Origin of the sequence: Campylobacter coli LMG 9860 (assembly GCF_000254135.1) — a bacterium.
In the GTDB taxonomy this organism is placed as follows: Bacteria; Campylobacterota; Campylobacteria; order Campylobacterales; family Campylobacteraceae; genus Campylobacter_D; species Campylobacter_D coli.
The window spans coordinates 16554-36373 of sequence record NZ_AINS01000039.1 but is presented as its reverse complement, the minus strand read 5'-3'; the positions used below and the strand labels follow the sequence as shown (position 1 = coordinate 36373).

Below are 19820 nucleotides of genomic sequence, written 5' to 3'. Positions count from 1 at the left end.
TTGAAAAAAGTAAATTTCATATTAATCAAAAAGGAGACAAAATGGCTGTAAAAATTACAGATAGTTGTATTGCTTGTGGTTCTTGTATTGATGAGTGTCCAGTTAGCGCAATCGTTGACGATGCAAACAATCCAGAGGGCGAAGATAGATATTATGTCTATGCGGATAAATGTGTTGAATGTGTAGGACACAATGATCAACCAGCTTGTGCAAGCGCATGCCCAACTGATGGCTGTATAGTATGGAGTGAAATTGCTTCAGGGCAACCAAGTCGTGATAATATCGGTAGCGATATGAGAGATGGAACTACCCCAGTTTTTGCATAATTCTACAAAGGCTAGTTAAAAAGCTAGCCTCTTTTTAACTTTTTTTAAACAAATTCAAGTATAATTTTAAGCTTTATAAAAACCAAGGAGTATAATCAAAATGGAAAAAACCCTATCGATTATCAAACCTGATGCCGTAAAAAAAGGTGTTATAGGTAAAATTTTAGATCGTTTCGAAAGTAATGGATTAAGAATTGCTGCTATGAAAAAAGTTCAACTTAGCAAAGAGCAAGCTGAAGCTTTTTATGCTGTTCACAAAGAAAGACCTTTTTTTAAAGATTTGGTTGAATTTATGATCAGCGGCCCTGTTGTGGTTTCTGTTTTAGAAGGCGAAGGTGCTGTTCTTAAAAATAGAGATTTAATGGGAGCAACAAACCCAAAAGAAGCACAACCTGGCACCATTAGAGCAGATTTTGCTGAAAGCATTGACGCAAACGCTGTTCATGGAAGCGATAGCTTAGAAAATGCAAAAATTGAAATTGAATTTTTCTTTAAATCTAACGAAATTTGCTAATGAAAATAGCCTTTTCTAGGATTAACAATACTAACTATCCTTTTAAACTCAATCTTGAAAATGTTGTTTTTGAAGGAAATTTAGTAAAAGTAAATCCTAAACTTGTTAAAATAAATGCCACAATGCAAGGTTTTGTTTATAGACCTTGTGATAGCTGTGGTGAAGAACTTGAGCTTGAAATAAAAGAAAATTTGGATCTTTTTGCAAGTGATGGTATTTTTAAAGATAATACGAATGAATTAAGCAATACCATTGAATTTTTTGATGGTCATATTGATTTAATAGAAGTTGCAGTTAGTGAGCTTGAAGCTTATTTGAGTGATTATTTTTATTGTAATAATTGCAAAAATAAAAGCTAACAAATTTTAAAAAAGGAGATAAAATGGCAGTACCTAAGAGAAGAGTGAGTAAAACTCGTGCAGCAAAACGCAGAACTCACTATAAAGTAAGTCTTCCTATGCCTATAAAAGACAAAGATGGAAGCTACAAAATGCCTCATCGTGCAAATCCAAATACTAAGGAATACTAAAATCAATGATTGACATTGCTATAGATGCAATGGGCGGAGATTTTGGAGAAAAGCCCATTATAGAAGGCGTTATCGAGGCTTTAAAAGAAAGGCCTTTTAATGCTATCTTAGTGGGAAATCCCAATATTTTAAGACCTCTAATACCTAAAAATTTAGAACAATACATTCAATATGAGAATGCCAATGAAGTTTTCTCTATGAATGAAAATGCAACAGATGCCCTAAAAAGAAAAGAAACTACGATTTATAAAACCATCGAACTTGTCAAAAATGGAAAAGCAAAAGCCGCTGTTTCAGCAGGACATAGTGGTGCAAGTATGTCTTTAGCAACTTTAAGATTGGGCAGACTCAAAGGAGTATTACGGCCCGCAATTGCAACCTTAATGCCAAATACTACAAGTAAAACTTTGTTTTTAGATGTGGGTGCAAATACCGACTGTAAAGCCGAAAATTTATTTCAATTTGCTATAATGGGCGATGCTTATGCAAAAGAAATTATGAAAATTTCAAAACCTCGCCTGGCTTTATTGTCTAATGGCGAAGAAGAGTGTAAAGGCAATGAACTTACTAAAGAGGCTCATCAGCTTATGAAACAAATTCCTAGTTTTGTTGGAAATGCTGAAGGTAGAGATATTTTTAATGGTGAAGTTGATGTCTTAGTTTGTGATGGATTTGATGGCAACGTAATCCTAAAAGCCTGTGAAGGCGTAGCTACAGCAATTATCCACATTTTAAAAAATGAAATCAAGCAATCTTTGATATCAAAAATAGGCGCATTGCTAATGAAACCTTCATTTAAAAGACTTAAAAAACATATTGATTGGCAAGAATATGGCGGCGCCCCACTGCTTGGTGTCAACGGCTGCGTTATTATAAGTCATGGAAAAAGCGATGCTAGAGCAATCAAAAATGCTATTTTTCAGGCTATTAACTTTAGTGAATCAAATATCAATCAAATAATAGAAAAGGAGCTTGAGAAATACAATGCCTAAAGCGAGTTTAAAAAGTATAGCTTCTTATATACCTGAACAAATTTTAAGTAATCACGATCTTGAAAAGATTATTGATACAACAGATGAGTGGATCACAAGACGCACAGGTATAAAAGAAAGACGCATTGCAAGCAAAGATGAAAGCACAAGTGATTTAGGCACCAAAGCAGCTATAAAAGCTATAGAAAGAGCGAATTTAAAACCACAAGATATTGATGCAATACTAGTAGCTACCTTAAGCCCTGATTATTTTACCATGCCTTCAACTGCTTGTAAAATCGCAGCAAATTTAGGACTTAATGGAATCAGTGCTTTTGATATTTCAGCAGCCTGCTCAGGTTTTATCTATCTTTTAGAGCAAGCTAAGGCTCTTGTAGAAAGTGGTTTGAAAAAAAATGTTTTAATCATAGGAGCCGAAAAGGCAAGCTCTATCATGGATTATACCGATAGGAGTATTTGCATACTTTTTGGCGATGGTGCAGGTGCTGGAGTAGTAAGTCTTGATGAGAACAATCCTATAATCGATGTACATACAGCAAGTAATGGAAATTATGGTGATTTACTAATGACAGAACGCTCTCAAGAATCAAAAGAAGCTTCAAGCCTAGCAATGAAAATGAAAGGTAATGAAGTCTTTAAAATAGCGGTGCAAACTTTAAGCAATGATGTCGTTGAAATTTTATCTAAAAATCAAATTTTGCCTGAACAAATTGATCTTTTTATCCCACACCAAGCAAATTTACGCATCATTAAAGCTGTGCAAGAAAGACTGAATTTAAGCGATGAAAAATGCGTTGTAACTGTGCACAAATATGGCAATACCTCAGCTGCTTCTATCCCTATGGCGATGAATGATGCCTATGAAGAGGGTCGTCTTAAAAAAGGGAATTTGATCCTGCTTGATGCTTTTGGCGGTGGTTTTACTTGGGGTTCTGCCTTACTTAAATTTGGTGGTGAGAATTTCTCCTAAAACCTTAAATTTACATTTTAACACTGTGTAAAATTTACCTTAAAAAAGATTTGAACCAAATCTAATTAAACTTTCTATATCTTAATACTAGATATTTTATTGGATTAAATTTATTTTGAAAATTTACATATTTCTATTTTTACTTTTTTGGGATTTTTTATTTAAAACTTGAGTAAATTTTCTGCCACCTTTGAGTGAATTTTATGCAAAGTGGCAGAAGGATTAGTTTAGTTATATTTTTTAGCAAATTCTTTCATAAATTCACACAGGGTTTTAACCTGATCTAAAGTAACAGCATTATAAATACTTGCGCGAATTCCTCCTAAAATTCTATGACCTTTAAGTCCTAGCATACCCACTTCTTCAGCTTCTTTTACAAATATTGGTTCAAGTTCTGAATTTTTAGCGATATTAAAGCTTACATTCATCAAGGATCTATCTTTTTTATCAGCATGTCCCTTGTAAAATCCTTCACTTGAATCAATACACTCATAAAGCATCGCAGCTTTTTGAGAATTTTTAGCATCGATAGCATCTAGTCCACCTTGATCTAAAAGCCATTTCATTTCAAGATTAAACATATAAATTGCAAAAGTCGGAGGAGTATTAAACAAAGATTGATTTTGTGCATGTATGGAGTATTTTAACATACTTGGCAAGTTTTTATTTTGAGATCTTTCTAACATATCTTTGCGTATAAAAAGACAGCTGATGCCCGAAATTCCTGCATTTTTTTGTACTCCGCCATAAAAAAGCGCAATATTTGAAAAATCAACTTTTCTTGAGAAAAAATCACTCGAAGCATCGACGATTAAAGGGGCTTTGGTTTTAGGATAGTTTTTAAATTGTGTGCCATAAATAGTATTATTTGAGCAAATATAGGCATAATCGGCATTATCACTAAACTCAACTTGAGGTATGTGATCAAACTTACTTTCTTCACTACTAGCAACAACCTTGACATTTACCCCTAAAATTTGAGCTTCTTTTATAGCTTTTTGAGTCCAAACTCCTGTATTTGCATACTCACAAACCCCGCCTAAAGATAAATTCATAGGTATCATAGCAAATTGCAAACTCGCACCACCTTGCAAAAATAAAACCTCATAGTCATCATTTAAACCATAAAGTTCTTTTGCTTTTTGCATTGCTCCAAAATGCACTTCTTCAAATACTTTTGAACGGTGAGAAATTTCCATGATAGAATAGCCCTTGCCCTGATAATCACAAAGCTCATTTTTGGCATATTCTAAAAGCTCCAAAGGTAAAGTAGATGGACCTGCGCTAAAATTAATTTTTCTCATTATTTTTCCTTATAGAATTTTTGCTTCTTTTTGTAAAGTTTGAGAACTCAAAGTGATGATATCTTCACTTTTTAGCTCTTCTAAATTTGCTATTTTACCATTTTTTTTAATGGAAATTAGGTTTTTGCTTTTTTTAAAAAAATTTTCATGCTGAAAAAAAGCATTTTGGAGTTTTTGCAGTTCTAATTCAGCTTTTTGAATTTTGCTTTCTATTATGATTTTTGCTTGCTTAAGCAAAAATGCAAGCTGTTTTTCTTTTGCCTCTATCATAGCTTCTAAAGATTTTGCTTTAAAAAATTTGTGTAGATTGCTGAGTAAATTTTCACAATATTCTAATTTACTTTCCCAAAGCTTTGTCAATTTTTCTTCCAAAAGGTCAAGTCCTTGTTCTAAATCAAGTCTAGAATAAAGCAAAGTATCGATAGCAGCTGATGGAGTGGGTGCTCTAAAATCAGCTACAAAATCACTGATCACATAATCAATCTCATGACCAATTGCCGAAATAATAGGTGTTTTAGCTTTAAAAATTTCCCTTGCTAAGCCCTCATCATTAAAACAAAAAAGATCCTCTCTGCTACCACCCCCTCTAGCGATAATGATAACATCTAATCCTATCTCATCAGCTTTTTTTAAAGCTTGAATCAAAGAATAAGCTGCGCCACTTCCTTGCGTAAGTGCGTTAAAAACATAAATTTTAGCTAGAAAATATTCTTTTTGATTGATAAGTTTTAACATATCTTGCAAGGCCGCTGAAGTCTTTGAAGTGATGATTCCGATTTTTTTAGGGAATTGAGGCAAGGTTTTTTTATACTCACTATTAAACAATCCTTCTTTTTGCAAGCGCTCTTTTAATGCTAGAAATTGAGCCTCTAAATCTCCCATTCCCGCTTTTTTCATGCTACTTGCAATAAATTGATAACGCCCACTTTCAGCATACAAACTCACACTTCCAACAAGCTCTAAAAAATCACCTACCTTAGGCTGAAAATCAACTTTTAAATTTGCACCCTTAAACATAGCACAAGCTATACTTGATTTTTCATCTTTTAGATCAAAATACCAATGTCCTGATCCGTGCATGGTGATTTTTGAAAGCTCTCCGCTTAAAACAATATCATTAAGATGTGTTTCCAATAAAGCCTTGGCTTTTAAATTTAATTCGCTTACTTTCATGATTTTCCATATATAAAGTATTACAAAAAGTATCAATTTAACTATATTTTGTATAATAAAGTTACATTTTTTTAAGAATTTTAATCTTTATCTTATAAAAATAGTAAATTTTATAAAAAAGATTATATATAATACTTATATATTTCAAACTTAAAGATTAAAGGATTTTATCATGAAATTAAAAATTTTTTGTTCTGTTTTGATTTTTGGTTTTTCGTTAACTTTTGCTAAAGAACCTAACCGTCCCGAGTGTATTGCCCCAGCTCAACCTGGAGGCGGTTTTGATCTAACATGTAAGCTAATTCAAGTAGGTATGCTTAAAGCTAACATTATTTCAACTCCTATGAGAGTTACCTATATGCCCGGAGGAGTAGGTGTTGTAGCTTATAACACTATGGTTAATAATAGATCTAAAGATGGTAATGTTGTTGTAGCTTTTTCAAGTGGGACATTACTGAATATAGCCACAGGAAAACATGGAAAATATAATGAAAATAATGTCAAATGGCTTGCTTCAGCGGGTGTAGATTACGGAATGATAGCCGTCAAATCAGACTCTCCTTATAAAAATTTAGAAGATCTAATAAATGCCTTGCATAAAGACCCAAATTCTATTAGTATAGGTGCGGGAGGTTCAATAGGAGGACAAGACTGGATGCAAACAGCATTACTTGCAAAAACTATTAATATCGATGTAAAAAAGATACGCTATGTGGCTTTTGAAGGAGGAGGAGATGCTTTAACTTCTCTTTTAGGAAATCATATTGATGTGATTAGCGCAGGCATAGCTGAACTTGTACCTCAAATCGAAACAGGAACTATTAGAGTATTGGCTATCTTTTCCCCAAAGAGACTTCCGGGCACTTTAGCAAATATTCCAACCGCTAAAGAATTGGGTTATGAGGTAGAATGGCCAGTAATTAGAGCTTACTATATGGGGGCAAAAGTTTCAGACGAAGCTTATAATTGGTGGCTTGATGCATTTGATAAATTTCAACAAACCCAAGAATATAAAGATCAATTAAAACAAAGATCTCTATTTGAATTCGATAAAAAAGGTAAAGAGTTAGAAGATTTTGTCAAAAAACAAACTGATCAATACAGAATTTTAGCCAAAGAATTCGATCTTATAAAGTAAAATCATGTCAAGTATAAGAATTGTCGCTGGAATTTTATTGGTTATAAGTTTAATTGGAATTTACATAGGGTGGAATATACATTCAGATTTTAATTATGAGCCCTTAGGACCGCGTCCTTTTCCAGTAGGTACTTTAATTTTAATCGCCCTTTGTTCTATATTTCTTGTTTTTTTCTCTGAAGATACTAAGGTTAAATGGGGTGATTTTATTCTTTGGAAAAAGCTCATCGTTTTAACTTTAGCTTTTTTAATTTATGCGCTTTTTTTTGAGTTTTTAGGCTTTATAATTTGCACAATCTTTTTAATTTTTACAATAACTTTACTTTTTGGGGCAACTTTAATTAAAGCTATTGTTTTTTCTATCTCAAGTAGTATTATTTTATACTATCTCTTTAATACTTTATTGCAAATTACTTTGCCGTTTGGTTTTATATTTGATAATTTTTAATTAAAGGAAATTTATGGATACTTGGATGTATTTAATGCAAGGATTTAGCATAGCCTTAGATCCTTATAATATTCTTATAGCCTTAATCGGTTGTTTTATAGGTACTATTGTAGGTATGCTTCCAGGACTTGGACCCATTAATGGAGTAGCCATTTTACTTCCTCTAGCTTTTGCAATGAATTTACCTGCAGAATCCGCAATTATTTTACTTGCAACGGTTTATATGGGTTGTGAATATGGAGGTAGAATTTCTTCCATACTACTTGGAATACCCGGAGATGCAGCAGCTATTATGACAACCTTAGATGGACATCCTTTGGCTAAAAAAGGTCAAGCAGGAAAAGCTCTTAGCATCTCAGCTCTTAGTTCTTTTATTGGTTCATTTATAGCAATTTGCGGTATTATACTTTTTGCTCCACTTATTGCACAATGGTCGTTAAAATTTGGTCCTGCTGAATATTTTGCTCTTATTGTCTTTGGTTTAGCAACTTTAGGAAGTATGTTAGCCCAAAAACCTATAAGATCTTTTCTATCAGCTTTGATAGGACTTTTTTTAACCACTATAGGTATAGATGGAAATACAGGTGTTTATCGCTTTACTTTTGATAGTCCACATTTATATGATGGAATTTCTTTTGTTGTTTTAGTAATGGGACTTTTTTCTGTTAGTGAAATTTTTCTAATGTTAGAGCATACTCAAACAAGTCAAAACATCATCAATAAAACAGGTAAGATTTTGGTAAATATCAAAGAATTCTTCTTTTGCTTTTGGACCATTATAAGATCCTCTATTATAGGATTTTTTGTAGGAGTTTTACCGGGTGCTGGAGCAACTATAGCTAGTGCCATTACTTATATGAGTGAGAAAAAAATAGCCGGTGAAAAGGGTAAATTCGGCCAAGGAGATTTAAAAGGTGTGGCAGCCCCTGAAGCAGCTAATAATGCTTCAGCCTGTGGTTCTTTTATCCCAATGTTAACACTTGGTCTTCCAGGTTCAGGAACAACTGCGGTTATGATGGGCGCATTAACACTTTATAATATTACTCCAGGTCCTACAATGTTTACTGATCAAGTAAATATAGTGTGGGGACTTATAGCTTCCTTGTTATTTGCAAATGTAATTTTACTTTTAATGAATTTGCCCTTGGTAGGAATTTTCGTAAAAATTTTAAGCATACCTATGTGGAGCTTGGCTCCAATTATAGCAATTGTTTCAATTATAGGTGTTTATTCTATCAATAGTACTGATTTTGATATCATTTTAATCTTAATTATTGGTATTTTAGGCTATTTTTTAAGAAAACTTGAATTTCCAATGGCTCCACTTATACTCGGTTTTGTATTAGGAGAACAATTAGAAACCAATCTAAGAAGAGCTTTATCTATCAGCAATGGAGATTTTTCAATACTTTGGAGTGGGATCATAGCTCAAAGTTTACTGATAGGAGCTGTGCTAATTATACTAATACCCCTTTTAATAAAAAAGCTAAGAAAGTCTAAATTTTAGACTTTCTTAGCTATAAACATAGAACTTACGCCGAAACTAAAACTTTTAAATTCAAGCATTTCAAAACCTACCTGTTTAAGTTCGGCGATAAATTCCTCTTTACTTAAAAAACCTTCTATAGAATTAGGCAAGTATTCGTATGCACTTTTATTTTTGCTTATCATTCCTCCCAAGCTTGGTAAAATATTTTTAAGATAAAAATCCCTACAAGAGGCTACAAAACCTCCTTTTTCTCTTTTAGTAAATTCTAAAACTACAAAAATTCCATCTTGTTTAAGCACTCTTGAAAATTCTCTCAAGGCTTTTTCTCTCTCCACTACATTGCGTATCCCATAGCTTATACTTACGATATCAACACTTTCACTTTGCAAAGGCAATTCTTGCGCTCCAGCTTCTATAAATTCGATATTTGGGAATTTTTGTTTTGCTATATTTAACATACCCTCACTTGGATCAATACCTTTGATGTGGGCTATATTTTTATTTAATTTTTTCGCACTTTCTTGCCAAATTTCTATCATATCTCCTGTGCCACAAGCCACGTCAACTATGTTTAAATTATCCTTTTGGTAAAGCTTTAAAACTCTTTTACAAGCAAATTTACGCCAACTTACATCAACACCAAAACTCAAAATTCTATTAGCCTTATCATAGGTCGGAGCTATTTCATTAAACATTTTTATGATTTTATCTTGCTTTTGCATTAATATCCTTTATAAATTTTCAATTTCTTACTTGCTTTATGGATTAATTTTCCAAGTTTTTCTTTTTTCTTGGTTAATTTTAAAAGCGTCTTTTTTTCAAGATCGCAAATAAAATATTTATTATATAGTTTGCTCAAAATTTTCAAATTATATAAATTATGAAAATATTCTAAAAAAACTGAGAGTCCTAAAAAATTTTCTTCAAAAGTTTCGATTTCAAAATTTTTCAATAAATTTTTCTTAAACAATACAAGTCTTTTTCTTAACTGCATGGCAATCATTTGCTTAAAAAAATATTTTTCTTGCTCGCTCTTATAGAATGAATCTTCTTTGATAAAAAAATCAAAATCACTCAATAAATTTTGCAATTCTTCGCCACTTAAAAATAAAAGTAGATTTTCACCTAGTTCATTATTTGCCAAAATACAATGAGATTTTTTCACTAAGTCTTTGAATCTAAGAGCTAAATTTTTATTTAACTCCTCATCAAAAATTTCTTCTGTACTCATTAAGATAATGTAAATCTTTCTCGCATAAGAAAAAAATTCACAAAAAACCTCTCTTTGTCGGTTTTCTAAAGCTAAATTCCAATATAATTTTAATTTTCTAAATAGATAAAATAAGGAAATTCTATATCCATCAAAAGCTAAAATAGAACTTGGAAAATCTAGGGTAAAGTTTTGATTTTTTTCTATAATTTTAAAACATTTTTCTATGTCTATCTCTAAATTATTAAAACCATAAAGTATTATATTTTTAGAATCCAAAACTCCACAAAGCTCTCTTTGAATTCTAAATTCTTTAGGCAGTATAAAAAGATTTGCTATCTCTAAAGTCGGAAAAAAAACCTTTAAAACATATAGATTAAGATCTTCATATACATCAATAAAGCTTTTAAAAGAACAAAGTTTAAATTCATAGCGTTTTTTCTTGATGCTTTTTTCTATGAGTTTTTTACGGGCTTTTTCATAATCCTTTTTAGAAATCTTTTCTTCTTGATTTTGCTCTAAAATCGGGTTATTTAATCGGGTTATTTTATAAAAATTTCCATTTAAATTTTGAAATTTTACATCATAAAAATATGTTATCTTAGTATAGAATGTTTCAATTTCATAAATTTCAAAAACAATTCCATCTTTTTGTAATTTTTCTAAAAGAGTAGCATCAGGAAGTAAAAAAGTCTTCTGAATTTCATGAACCATTAAAATAACCCTTAAATTCTTTGGGTTATTTTAACTTTATTTTGCTTAATGGCACTTTTTACAAGTGCTAACATGAGCACAAACTGCTAAATGATCGATGATATTTCCCATTTTTTTCTCTAATTTTTCTTGATATTCATCAAGTTCAGCATCTTGAAAACTCATATCTTCGATATTGCCACATTTGTTGCAAATTATATGTATATGTCTTTCTTCATAGATATCATAACAAGTTTTTTGATTTGCTACATTGATTTCTACAACTAAGCCTTGTTCTTGTAAAGTGTTAAGATTTTTATAAACTGTAGCAAGAGAAATGGAAGGGTATTCTTTTTTGATTTCCTCATAAAGCTCTTCGATATTTGGATGTTCATGTCTTTTTAAAATTTTTAAAACACACAATCTTTGTGGGGTTGCCTTCAATTCATGTTTTTTAAGTATTTGTAACAATTCCATTCTTTTATCCTAGTTCTTTTTAACTAGGAATAATAATAAATTTTTTATTAAAAAAAGTTTATATCAAATGATATTTTTTATTAGATAATAAGAAGCTATGAAATTTTAAACATTTTTTTGTTGTTTTGGTTCAAATTTAAAGGATGTTATCGACCCAATTTATTTTTACCCTTTGCACCAAACTATCAATGTCAAGTTTTAAAGCTTTTTCTACTTCATTGGTTTTGCCGTGCTCAATAAAACTATCTTCATATTCAAAAGAAACAATTTTAATTTTTAAATCATTCTTCTGTACAAAGCTCTCTAATAAACTCGCTACGCCACCTATTCTTGCATTTTCGCTAAAAACAAACCAAATTTGACTCTGTTTTGCTAACTCTTTTAAAAGTAGTTTATCTAAGGGTTTAGCAAAAATCAAATCAATCAAATTAGCATTTTGCCCCTCATCTTGCAATTTTCTTAAAACCTTCCAAGCCTTACCCACCCCTTGTCCATAACCTAAAAAAGCGATATTGCTTTGATTTTTTACAAGCCATTGCGCCTTTCCAAGTTCTATCTTGGTAGGGTTAAATTCCTCATCTAAAATAAAAGATCCTCTAGGATAACGAAAAGCCAAACATCCCTCATGGGTATAAGCATACTCCATAATATTTTTCATCATAAGCTCATCTCTTGGAGCTATAAGGGTTAAATTAGGCAAGGGAGCTAAAAAACTTACATCAAAAGCTCCTTGGTGGGTTTCTCCATCTTCTCCTACTATACCTGCCCTATCCATAGCAAAAACCACATTTAAATTCATAATCGCACAATCATGGATAACTTGATCGTAAGCGCGTTGTAAAAAAGTGCTGTATATAGCAATAAAAGGTTTAAATCCTTCTTTAGCCATAGCCGCCATAGAAGTAACAGCGTGCTGCTCAGCAATACCCACATCCCAAAAACGATCAGGATAATGCTCTATAAGCTTTTCAAGTCCTGTTCCACTTGGCATAGCAGCAGTGATACCGACTATATTTTTATATTTTGTAGCCAAATCAAACAATGCCTTAGAAAAAATTTCTGTTGCAGAATTTTTAGCATCAGGCTTTTTAATACTCTCTCCACTATCTACATCAAAAGCACTGACCCCATGCCATTTAGCATTTTTTCCTTCGGCTAAACTATAACCTTTTCCTTTTAAAGTTTGCGCATGAACAATACAAGGTTTTTGCATAGCCTTTGCTTGTTTTAATGCAGAAATAACCTCACTTAAATTATGTCCATCAATAGGTCCTATATATTCAAGACCCAATTCTTCAAATAAGAGTCCTGGGGTTATTAATTTAAAGCTTTCTTCAAAACGCTTAGCCATATAAGTAGCAGAATCAGGTAATGCATCTAACATTTTAGCCACGCGTTTTTTGAAATTTTGATAAAACTGCGTTGCCATGGCTTGAGAGAGGTATTTTGAAATTGCACCTATGGGTTTTGAAATACTCATTTCATTATCATTTAAGATAACTACACAAGGAAATTTAGAATCTCCTAATTCATTCAAGGCCTCATAAGCCATACCTGCACTTAGAGCTCCATCGCCTATCAAAGCTACAGGAGTGCGTTTTTCGCCTTTTAGTGCTATGGCCTTACAGGCTCCTACAGCTAAAGAAATAGAAGTACTTGAGTGTCCTGCTACAAAATAATCCCCATCATTAGGCTTGGTATACCCACTAAGCCCACCAAATTGGCGCAAAGACTCAAAAACATTTTCTTTTCCACTTAAAAGCTTATGTGTGTAAGATTGATGGGATACATCAAATATAAGAGGATCTATCCCATTATCAAATACCGTGTGCATAGCTATAGTAAGCTCAACTGCTCCCAAATTGGAGCTTAAATGCCCTCCATTTTTACTTACTACATCAATAATTTTTTCTCTAATGCGAGCCGCTAAATCTTCAAGCTGGGTTAAATTTAGCTTTTCTAACTCTTCTTTAGTATAAGCAAATTGATAATCTTTTTTAATTATTTCATTCATTATTAACCATTTTTTTGATTTTAATAAGACGCGCATTCAAATTGGATTCTATATTGCCACTATCGCTTAAAATGATAACACTACCCTTGCTAATAGCATCATCAAGAGTGATTTTAATATGAGAATTCTCACTAAAATGCTCTTTTAGATAATTATAATCTATAGAATTTACTTTTATTTCAATAGAACCTGCTCCTTTAAGCTCATTGATGAGATCTTTAGCTAAAGCATAAGCAATTTTGCTTGAGTTATTTTCAAGCTCTTTTAAAATAACCTCTTTGGCAATATCTATAGCTGTATCAGCAAGTTCTTTTTCATTTTTTTCAATAAAAGCATTAAGATTTACACAAGCTTCTTCTAACTTTGAAACACTTTTTAAATACTTATCGCGCAAGTCATTTAATTCTTTTTCAAATTCAGCTCTAGCCTGTTCATAACCCTCTTTAGAAAATTTTTCCTTAGCGCTTTCAAGCTCTGAATTTAAGCGGTTATTAAACTCATTTTCTTGACTTTCAATTTGCATTTGAAGCTTAATGATATTGCTTGACATTTCATCTGTTTTTTTAAGCAAATCCTCAACAAAACTAGGTTGAAATGCAGGAGTTTGCACCTCTTGTACTACTTGAGAGGGTGCGGGGGTTTGACTTTCTTCGACAGGACTTTCATCTTTTGAAGATGTAGTTATATTTTCTTCATTTGAAATCTGTGAATGCTGCTTCTCTTCTGCATGGTTATCAAATTCTGAAATTACCTTAAAACGATATCCTTCAACAACATGTTGATCAGAAGTTCCTCCTGAAATAACATTACTACGATTAACCATCACTCACCTACTCTATCATTTCATCAGCATCGCCTGTTTGTACAAGTCCTTGCTCTGCAAGTTTTTGCACCACTTCAACCACTTTTCTTTGGGCATCTTCAACATCTTTAACACGCACAGCACCCAAAAAGCCCATTTCTTCAAGGAAGGCTTCACTTGCACGCGTAGACATATTGGCTAAGAATTTTTGCTTTAATTCTTCGCTTGCACCCTTTAAACCTATCATTAAATCGCGCTTATCTGCAACTTTTAAAATTTCTCTTATAGCTTGAGTGCTAAGTTTTTGTATATCATCAAAAGTAAACATCAATTCTTTAATCGTTTCAGCCAAACGTTCATCGCTTTGTTCGATGTAAGTAATGGTAGATTTGCTTGCTTTTTGTCCTAAGCGATTAAGTACTTCTGCAACTGCTCTTGGGCCTCCCACTTCAACCTTATAAGAAGTAAGACTTTCGAGTTTGCTTTCAAGTACTGCAGACACTCTTTTAATGATACTTGGAGAAATATCACCTAGATTTGCCATTCTTATAACAACCTCAGCTCTTAACTCATCACTAAAATACTCTAAAGTTTCTGCCGCATGAATTGAATCCATATGAGCTAAAATAAGTGCAATGGTTTGCGGGTGTTCCTTAGTGATGAAGTCAGCAAGTTGTTGAGGTTTAATCTGAGCCAAATAAGCAAAGTTTTGGTTATTCTCCATACTTTTGGTAAGTTTTTCAAGAATTTTATTGGCAATTTCTGGACCAAAAGTACGGAAAAGTATTTCTTTAGCGTATTCCAAACCACCGCTTTTAATGTATTGATTAGATTGAAGCAGGGTATAAAATTCTTCCAAAACCGCAGTAGCTACAGCGCGGTCAACATTTTTTGCCATAGCAATATAGCGTGAAATTTCGGTAATAACATCAATTTCCATATGTGAAAAAACTGAAGTCGTTGCATCCTCGCCAAGTTGTATGAGAAATATCGCTACCTTTTCAGGCATCGATAAATCATCATAGAGCATTTTTTGTTCTTCGCTAAGTTTTATCATCACATATCCTTTTCGCCGAATTCGGTATCATTTTGGATTAAGTTTTGCAAAAGTGCTGCAATTTCTTCGCTTTTATCACTTACTAAGCCTCTTAATTTTTCAAGTAAAACTTCATATTGGATAGAATCCTCATTGAAATTCTCCCCAAAACCAAGCTGCTCTTCAACCTTTTTCCTAGCTGCATTAAATTTCTCTAACGCATCCTCAGCATCATCTAAAACAGCATTTGGACCTTGCTGCACTTCCTCTTGTGCTGCAACATCTTCAAGCATTTTTTGCGTAAATGGAGCAATAACTTTTTTGTAAAAAATAAAAAGCAAAATAGCCGCAATAATATATTTAACCGGTGGGATAAATGGCTCGATAAAACGGCCATAGAAAGTTTTAACCTTGCTTTCTACTCTAATAGACTCACGATGGAAAGGTAAATTCTGCACGACTACACTATCCCCTCTATTAGCACTATAATTAATAGTATTTTTAACTATGCTTTCTACACTTGCAAGCTCTTCTTTACTTAAAGGAACATATTCACTTTTTACATCTCCATTTTCATCCACAACATCTTGATATTTTCCATCTATTGTTACTGCTGCTGAAGTACGCACAACGGTTGCAAATTGTTTTTTTGTATTTGTTATAGTTTTTGAAAGCTCATTGTTTGTAGTAACTTGATTTTTCTTATAGGTATCAATTTGTCCTTTATTATCAAGTCCTTCTACTGGACCTATATTTGAAACCGCACCTGGCACACCTTGAATTTCAGGCTCTTTTCTGCCTGTTCTTTCTTCATTAAGAGTTTGCTCACTTCGAACTATAGGGTTTGGATCATAAATTTCACTTTGGGATTCTTGCTTAGAAAAGTCAAAATCTATATTGACACTTACCCTTACTTTATCTGTGCCTCCTGCATAAGGAGCTAGGGTTTCTATGATTTTATCTTCTAAAGCTCTTTCTTGATCGCTTTTATATTTAATTTGAGCACGAACCAAATCATCTTCATAAGCTTCTTGCTCATCTAAAGGCACACCACTTTGATCACTAATTCTTACATTTTCTTTGGTTAATTTCGGAATAGCAGCTGAAACTATATTTTTAATCCCATCGATTTGTTTTCTAGTAAGTTTTAATCCCTCGCGCACATTTACAACGACTGAAGCTGTAGGAGGAATTTGTCTTTCGGTAAAAACACTGTCTTTTGGAAAGGCTATATGCACTACCGCACTGCGTATAGGCTCTAGAGTTTCAATCGTTCTTGCAAGCTCTCCTTCTATAGCTCTTTGATACTTTACTCTTTGTTCTTCATTTGTAGCTCCAAAACTTTGCGTATCAAAAGCTTCAAAACCCACGCGACTATCTTTTATCAATCCTTCGCTAGCGATAAACATTCTTTGACGATATACCTGATCTTGTGGAACTAAAATTTTACTTTCGCTTTCTAGTATATAAGGTACATTATTTTGTTCAAGTTTAGCTACAATAGCTGCAGAAGAACTTGGATCAACATTATCAACTAAAACAGCATAGCCATTATTAGCACCACTGCCACTTCCACGAAATAGTGCCAAAAATACCAAAAATCCAACAACCACAACGATAGAAGCTGCGATAACTATACGTTGCTTTCGAGTCAAATTTTGATAAAGCTGTCCAATTTGGTGAAGCATATTTTTAAAATCCATTAATTCTCATCCCTTAGTTTAGTGAATCTTACCCATTTTATTCTAAATACCATAAAAATTATCCTTGATTTGAAAAATCAAGACTATTTTAAAATTCCTTCAAATTCTGTAAAAAATCTTTCATTTTCATAAGGCGTTCCTATGGTAATTCTCATAGCATTTAAACCATAACTTTTTAAATTTCTTACTATTATACCCTTTTTAAGCAATTTTTCAGACAAATCTGTGCTATTTTTTTCCTCAAAAAAATAAGTGATAAAATTTGTATAGCTTTCGATAAATTTAATATGATGCTTTTTGGCAAATTCCTTATAAAGCTCCATTTGAGAAAAATTATTTTCCAAAGTTTTTTTAGCAAATTCTTCATCATGTAAAGCCGCAACCGCTGCTTTTAATGCTAAATTGCTTACATTAAAAGGGGCGCGAAGTTTATAAAATGCACTGATAATTTCTGCATTTGCTATACCATAACCTATACGCAACCCACCCAATCCATAAAGTTTAGAAAAAGTTCCTAAATAAAGCACATTTTTAAATTCTTGCACAAGATCACAAGGCTTTAGATACTTATTTTGATCCTTAAAACTTGCAAATTCATTATAAGCTGCATCAATTATCACTAAACAATTCTCATCAATACCGCGTATAAACTCAAACACCTCGTTTGTATCTAAGCACTCGCCCAAAGGATTGTTAGGCAAACATAAGAATATGATCTCAATCTCATCCTTATGTGCTTCATAAAGTGTTTTAAATTCAGATAAATCATGAGTGATACTTTGAGTTTTATAGCATTTTGCACCGCATTGCTTAGCATAAATTTCATACATAGCAAAGCTTACCCCTGCTTGCAAAAAAGCATTTTGAGGGTTAAGTTTAGAATGTATAGCAAATTCAATAACCTGATCGCTGCCCGCACCAATGATGATATTTTCATTTTTTACATTGTATTTTTGTGCTAACTCACCTTTTAGCTCTACCATACTATCATCTGGATAAAGATTTGCTTTAAAAGCATTTTCTTGCAAAACTTTAACCGCTTTAGGTGGAGCACCAAAAGGGTTTTCATTGCTTGCTAATTTTATCACTTCTTTTATGCCATATTCTCTAGCGATAACTTCAATATCCTTGCCCGGCTCATAATTGCTTAAATGATTTAAAAAGTCATTGAATTTCATTCTTTTCTCCTGATAAATAAGATCCAAGCCAAACTACCTCATCTGCGTTTTTCAAAGCGCGTTGAACATTTTCATCATCAATATGCCCTTCAAAATCTATGTAAAAACTGTGTAAAAATTCTTTTGATTTTACAGGACGAGATTCAAGCTTAGTAAGATTGATATTTTCTTTTTTAAATTGCTCCAGTAAAGAACTAAGACCGCCAGGCTTATGTGCAGTGTGAGCTAAAATAGAAGTTTTGCAATTTGGCATTTTTGGATTTTTAATATCACTTAAAATCAAAAATCTTGTACGATTTGCCGCATTATCTTCTATCTTATCAAAAAGTACAGGCACATTGTAAAGCTTTGCAGCTATTTTAGAACAAATTGCAGCCGAATACTTATCTTGAGAGGCTAAATAAGCAGCATTTGCTGTGGATTTTGAAGGCACAAATTCTATATTGCTTAATTCGTGGCTTTCTAAAAATTTGCGACATTGATTATAACCTTGTGGGTGGGAATAAATGCGTTTTATCTCTTTTAAATTTTCATTAATTCCTACAAAAGAATGATGAATATCCATATAAATTTCACCAAAAATTTTAAGCTCATTATACTTACCTAAGCAATCTAAAGTTACACCTACAGCGCCTTCTGTATTATTTTCTATAGGAACAACGCCGTATTTTGCTTCTTTATTGCTAAGCTCTTTAAAAACATCCTCTATGGTTGCAAGTGCGATATAGCGACTCATAGCACCAAAACGACTTCTTGCTGCTTGATGAGTATAAGTACCTTCAGGCCCCAAATAAGCAACAATTTGAGGCATTTCTAAATTCCTTGAAACAGCAAAAATTTCTTGATAAATTGCCTCTATGGCATTTTGATCCAAAAGTCCTAAATTTGCATTTTTTAAGCGATTGATAATCGCTCTTTCACGTTCAGGACGATAAATCGCTCCACCACTTGTTTGCTTGATCTCTCCTATGCTTTTAACATAACTCATTCTTTCATTTAAAAGTTCTAAAATTTTATCATCTACCATATCGATTTTATTTCTAAAATCTTCTAAGTTTAAATTTGACATTTCAAATCCTTTAAAATTTCTAAAACACTAGGATAAACTCCATCAAGCAAATCCGTATCAAACCCTTTTGTGTCGCTTATCTTTCCGCTTAAAACCAGCAAGGTTTTCATGCCAAGTTCTTTTGCCTTAAGCAAGTCACCCCTAAAATCATCACTAACGATTTTAATATCTTCAAAATCGATTTTTGAATTTTGTCTTCTTATTAAATTTAAAGCTTCTTTATAAAAAGCAATGCTAGGCTTACCCACAACCTCATATTCAAAATCAATAGCATTTTTAAGCATAGCCATAATGCTACCTACACCAGGATAAGGCCTACCTTCTTTTTTATAAATACTAGTTTCGTGCATAGCTATAAATCTAACTTCTCTTCTAGCCAATTCTATCATACTAGCAAAATCTTTAAATTTAAAATCATCATAACTAGCTACAAGTACAGCACTAGGATTTACAAAATCGAGTTCAAAACCAAGATTTTCAAGACTTTTTACAAACTCATCTGCACCAAAAGCCGCAACTTTACAAGGTCTTAAAAGGTGTTTTAAAACGCTGAAAGGATCAATATAAGCATTTTCTTTTATAGCCAATCCTTTTTGCTGTAATTTTTCTAAAAAATCAAGTTTTTTTGTATTGTTAGTGATGATAAGATAAGGAAGATTTTTTGCATTTAAAAAATCGATTAGTTCTTTAGCACCATGGATTAAAGATTTATCATGATCAGAAATTAAAGTCCCTTGAACATCTAAAAAAAACAT

The 19820-nt window shown here is 32.5% G+C and carries 21 protein-coding genes; 9 read left to right on the top strand and 12 right to left on the bottom strand.

Annotated features, from left to right (window positions below; genetic code table 11):
• Positions 1-41: 41 nt before the first annotated feature.
• The 6 genes from CCO88_RS05680 to CCO88_RS05655 all read left to right on the top strand — a co-directional run bounded on the left by CCO88_RS05680 (position 42) and on the right by CCO88_RS05655 (position 3331).
• The gene (locus CCO88_RS05680) at positions 42-326 is read left to right on the top strand and encodes a DUF362 domain-containing protein (protein WP_002778210.1); all 285 of its coding nucleotides are present in this window, start codon (positions 42-44) and stop codon (positions 324-326) included.
• Between the two features lie 100 nt (positions 327-426).
• Positions 427-840 carry a nucleoside-diphosphate kinase gene (gene ndk, locus CCO88_RS05675; protein WP_002778209.1) on the top strand — a complete coding sequence of 138 codons (414 nt, stop codon included), beginning with the start codon at positions 427-429 and terminating at the stop codon, positions 838-840.
• Positions 840-1199 carry a hypothetical protein gene (locus CCO88_RS05670; RefSeq protein WP_002778207.1) on the top strand — a complete coding sequence of 120 codons (360 nt, stop codon included), beginning with the start codon at positions 840-842 and terminating at the stop codon, positions 1197-1199. The genes ndk and CCO88_RS05670 overlap by 1 nt, the downstream gene beginning before the upstream one ends.
• A 23-nt stretch (positions 1200-1222) precedes the next feature.
• On the top strand, positions 1223-1369 hold the full coding sequence (gene rpmF, locus CCO88_RS05665; RefSeq protein ID WP_002778205.1) for a 50S ribosomal protein L32: 147 nt from the start codon (positions 1223-1225) through the stop codon (positions 1367-1369).
• A gap of 5 nt (positions 1370-1374) precedes the next feature.
• Complete coding sequence (gene plsX / locus CCO88_RS05660; protein WP_002786211.1) at positions 1375-2361, top strand: phosphate acyltransferase PlsX; 987 nt, start codon at positions 1375-1377, stop codon at positions 2359-2361.
• Positions 2354-3331 (top strand): beta-ketoacyl-ACP synthase III, encoded by a 978-nt coding sequence (locus tag CCO88_RS05655; protein ID WP_002778202.1) that lies wholly within the window; start codon positions 2354-2356, stop codon positions 3329-3331. The genes plsX and CCO88_RS05655 overlap by 8 nt, the downstream gene beginning before the upstream one ends.
• A gap of 227 nt (positions 3332-3558) precedes the next feature.
• Here CCO88_RS05655 and serC read toward each other — a convergent pair whose 3' ends face one another.
• Both serC and xseA read right to left on the bottom strand, forming a co-directional pair.
• The gene (gene serC, locus CCO88_RS05650) at positions 3559-4635 is read right to left on the bottom strand and encodes a phosphoserine transaminase (RefSeq protein ID WP_002778200.1); all 1077 of its coding nucleotides are present in this window, start codon (positions 4633-4635) and stop codon (positions 3559-3561) included.
• Between the two features lie 9 nt (positions 4636-4644).
• Entirely contained in the window at positions 4645-5808 is a 1164-nt protein-coding gene (gene xseA, locus CCO88_RS05645; RefSeq protein ID WP_002812333.1) for an exodeoxyribonuclease VII large subunit, read from the bottom strand.
• A 172-nt stretch (positions 5809-5980) separates the two neighbouring features.
• Here xseA and CCO88_RS05640 point away from each other — a divergent pair, with 172 nt between their 5' ends.
• The 3 genes from CCO88_RS05640 to CCO88_RS05630 are packed head-to-tail and all read left to right on the top strand — an operon-like array spanning position 5981 to position 8901.
• A complete protein-coding gene (locus CCO88_RS05640; protein ID WP_002787974.1) occupies positions 5981-6946 on the top strand; it encodes a Bug family tripartite tricarboxylate transporter substrate binding protein in 966 nt (321 codons plus the stop codon).
• 4 nt (positions 6947-6950) lie between these two features.
• The gene (locus CCO88_RS05635; RefSeq protein ID WP_002778194.1) at positions 6951-7394 is read left to right on the top strand and encodes a tripartite tricarboxylate transporter TctB family protein; all 444 of its coding nucleotides are present in this window, start codon (positions 6951-6953) and stop codon (positions 7392-7394) included.
• Between the two features lie 13 nt (positions 7395-7407).
• Positions 7408-8901, top strand: coding sequence for a tripartite tricarboxylate transporter permease (locus CCO88_RS05630; protein ID WP_002794034.1), 1494 nt, complete (start codon positions 7408-7410; stop codon positions 8899-8901).
• Here the strand turns inward: CCO88_RS05630 and ubiE are convergent.
• The 10 genes from ubiE to CCO88_RS05580 form a co-directional block, all read right to left on the bottom strand.
• Entirely contained in the window at positions 8898-9605 is a 708-nt protein-coding gene (gene ubiE / locus CCO88_RS05625) for a bifunctional demethylmenaquinone methyltransferase/2-methoxy-6-polyprenyl-1,4-benzoquinol methylase UbiE (protein WP_002778189.1), read from the bottom strand. The genes CCO88_RS05630 and ubiE overlap by 4 nt on opposite strands.
• A complete protein-coding gene (locus CCO88_RS05620; RefSeq protein ID WP_002783196.1) occupies positions 9605-10807 on the bottom strand; it encodes a CYTH domain-containing protein in 1203 nt (400 codons plus the stop codon). Before CCO88_RS05620 ends, ubiE begins: the two co-directional genes overlap by 1 nt.
• 45 nt (positions 10808-10852) lie before the next feature.
• Positions 10853-11263 (bottom strand): peroxide-responsive transcriptional repressor PerR, encoded by a 411-nt coding sequence (gene perR, locus CCO88_RS05615; protein ID WP_002778185.1) that lies wholly within the window; start codon positions 11261-11263, stop codon positions 10853-10855.
• Positions 11264-11399: 136 nt separating this feature from the next.
• Positions 11400-13277 (bottom strand): 1-deoxy-D-xylulose-5-phosphate synthase, encoded by a 1878-nt coding sequence (dxs, locus tag CCO88_RS05610; RefSeq protein WP_002839687.1) that lies wholly within the window; start codon positions 13275-13277, stop codon positions 11400-11402.
• On the bottom strand, positions 13270-14100 hold the full coding sequence (gene fliH / locus CCO88_RS05605; protein WP_002778181.1) for a flagellar assembly protein FliH: 831 nt from the start codon (positions 14098-14100) through the stop codon (positions 13270-13272). Before fliH ends, dxs begins: the two co-directional genes overlap by 8 nt.
• 7 nt (positions 14101-14107) lie before the next feature.
• Positions 14108-15136 (bottom strand): flagellar motor switch protein FliG, encoded by a 1029-nt coding sequence (gene fliG, locus CCO88_RS05600; protein ID WP_002783207.1) that lies wholly within the window; start codon positions 15134-15136, stop codon positions 14108-14110.
• On the bottom strand, positions 15136-16818 hold the full coding sequence (gene fliF, locus CCO88_RS05595; protein ID WP_002778177.1) for a flagellar basal-body MS-ring/collar protein FliF: 1683 nt from the start codon (positions 16816-16818) through the stop codon (positions 15136-15138). The genes fliG and fliF overlap by 1 nt, the downstream gene beginning before the upstream one ends.
• Before the next feature lie 83 nt (positions 16819-16901).
• Positions 16902-17996 carry a histidinol-phosphate transaminase gene (hisC, locus tag CCO88_RS05590; RefSeq protein ID WP_002806992.1) on the bottom strand — a complete coding sequence of 365 codons (1095 nt, stop codon included), beginning with the start codon at positions 17994-17996 and terminating at the stop codon, positions 16902-16904.
• Positions 17983-19065: a prephenate dehydratase gene (gene pheA, locus CCO88_RS05585; RefSeq protein ID WP_002799803.1), complete on the bottom strand. Its 1083-nt coding sequence runs from the start codon at positions 19063-19065 to the stop codon at positions 17983-17985. Before pheA ends, hisC begins: the two co-directional genes overlap by 14 nt.
• On the bottom strand, positions 19053-19820 hold the full coding sequence (locus CCO88_RS05580) for an HAD-IIA family hydrolase (protein ID WP_002839683.1): 768 nt from the start codon (positions 19818-19820) through the stop codon (positions 19053-19055). Before CCO88_RS05580 ends, pheA begins: the two co-directional genes overlap by 13 nt.

Coding starts and splice junctions, on each gene's coding strand:
- CCO88_RS05680 (WP_002778210.1), top strand. CDS start 42: ATGGCTGTAAAAATTACAGATAGTTGTATTGCTTGTGGTTCTTGTATT.
- ndk (WP_002778209.1), top strand. CDS start 427: ATGGAAAAAACCCTATCGATTATCAAACCTGATGCCGTAAAAAAAGGT.
- CCO88_RS05670 (WP_002778207.1), top strand. CDS start 840: ATGAAAATAGCCTTTTCTAGGATTAACAATACTAACTATCCTTTTAAA.
- rpmF (WP_002778205.1), top strand. CDS start 1,223: ATGGCAGTACCTAAGAGAAGAGTGAGTAAAACTCGTGCAGCAAAACGC.
- plsX (WP_002786211.1), top strand. CDS start 1,375: ATGATTGACATTGCTATAGATGCAATGGGCGGAGATTTTGGAGAAAAG.
- CCO88_RS05655 (WP_002778202.1), top strand. CDS start 2,354: ATGCCTAAAGCGAGTTTAAAAAGTATAGCTTCTTATATACCTGAACAA.
- serC (WP_002778200.1), bottom strand. CDS start 4,635: ATGAGAAAAATTAATTTTAGCGCAGGTCCATCTACTTTACCTTTGGAG.
- xseA (WP_002812333.1), bottom strand. CDS start 5,808: ATGAAAGTAAGCGAATTAAATTTAAAAGCCAAGGCTTTATTGGAAACA.
- CCO88_RS05640 (WP_002787974.1), top strand. CDS start 5,981: ATGAAATTAAAAATTTTTTGTTCTGTTTTGATTTTTGGTTTTTCGTTA.
- CCO88_RS05635 (WP_002778194.1), top strand. CDS start 6,951: ATGTCAAGTATAAGAATTGTCGCTGGAATTTTATTGGTTATAAGTTTA.
- CCO88_RS05630 (WP_002794034.1), top strand. CDS start 7,408: ATGGATACTTGGATGTATTTAATGCAAGGATTTAGCATAGCCTTAGAT.
- ubiE (WP_002778189.1), bottom strand. CDS start 9,605: ATGCAAAAGCAAGATAAAATCATAAAAATGTTTAATGAAATAGCTCCG.
- CCO88_RS05620 (WP_002783196.1), bottom strand. CDS start 10,807: ATGGTTCATGAAATTCAGAAGACTTTTTTACTTCCTGATGCTACTCTT.
- perR (WP_002778185.1), bottom strand. CDS start 11,263: ATGGAATTGTTACAAATACTTAAAAAACATGAATTGAAGGCAACCCCA.
- dxs (WP_002839687.1), bottom strand. CDS start 13,277: ATGAATGAAATAATTAAAAAAGATTATCAATTTGCTTATACTAAAGAA.
- fliH (WP_002778181.1), bottom strand. CDS start 14,100: ATGGTTAATCGTAGTAATGTTATTTCAGGAGGAACTTCTGATCAACAT.
- fliG (WP_002783207.1), bottom strand. CDS start 15,136: ATGATAAAACTTAGCGAAGAACAAAAAATGCTCTATGATGATTTATCG.
- fliF (WP_002778177.1), bottom strand. CDS start 16,818: ATGGATTTTAAAAATATGCTTCACCAAATTGGACAGCTTTATCAAAAT.
- hisC (WP_002806992.1), bottom strand. CDS start 17,996: ATGAAATTCAATGACTTTTTAAATCATTTAAGCAATTATGAGCCGGGC.
- pheA (WP_002799803.1), bottom strand. CDS start 19,065: ATGTCAAATTTAAACTTAGAAGATTTTAGAAATAAAATCGATATGGTA.
- CCO88_RS05580 (WP_002839683.1), bottom strand. CDS start 19,820: ATGTTTTTTTTAGATGTTCAAGGGACTTTAATTTCTGATCATGATAAA.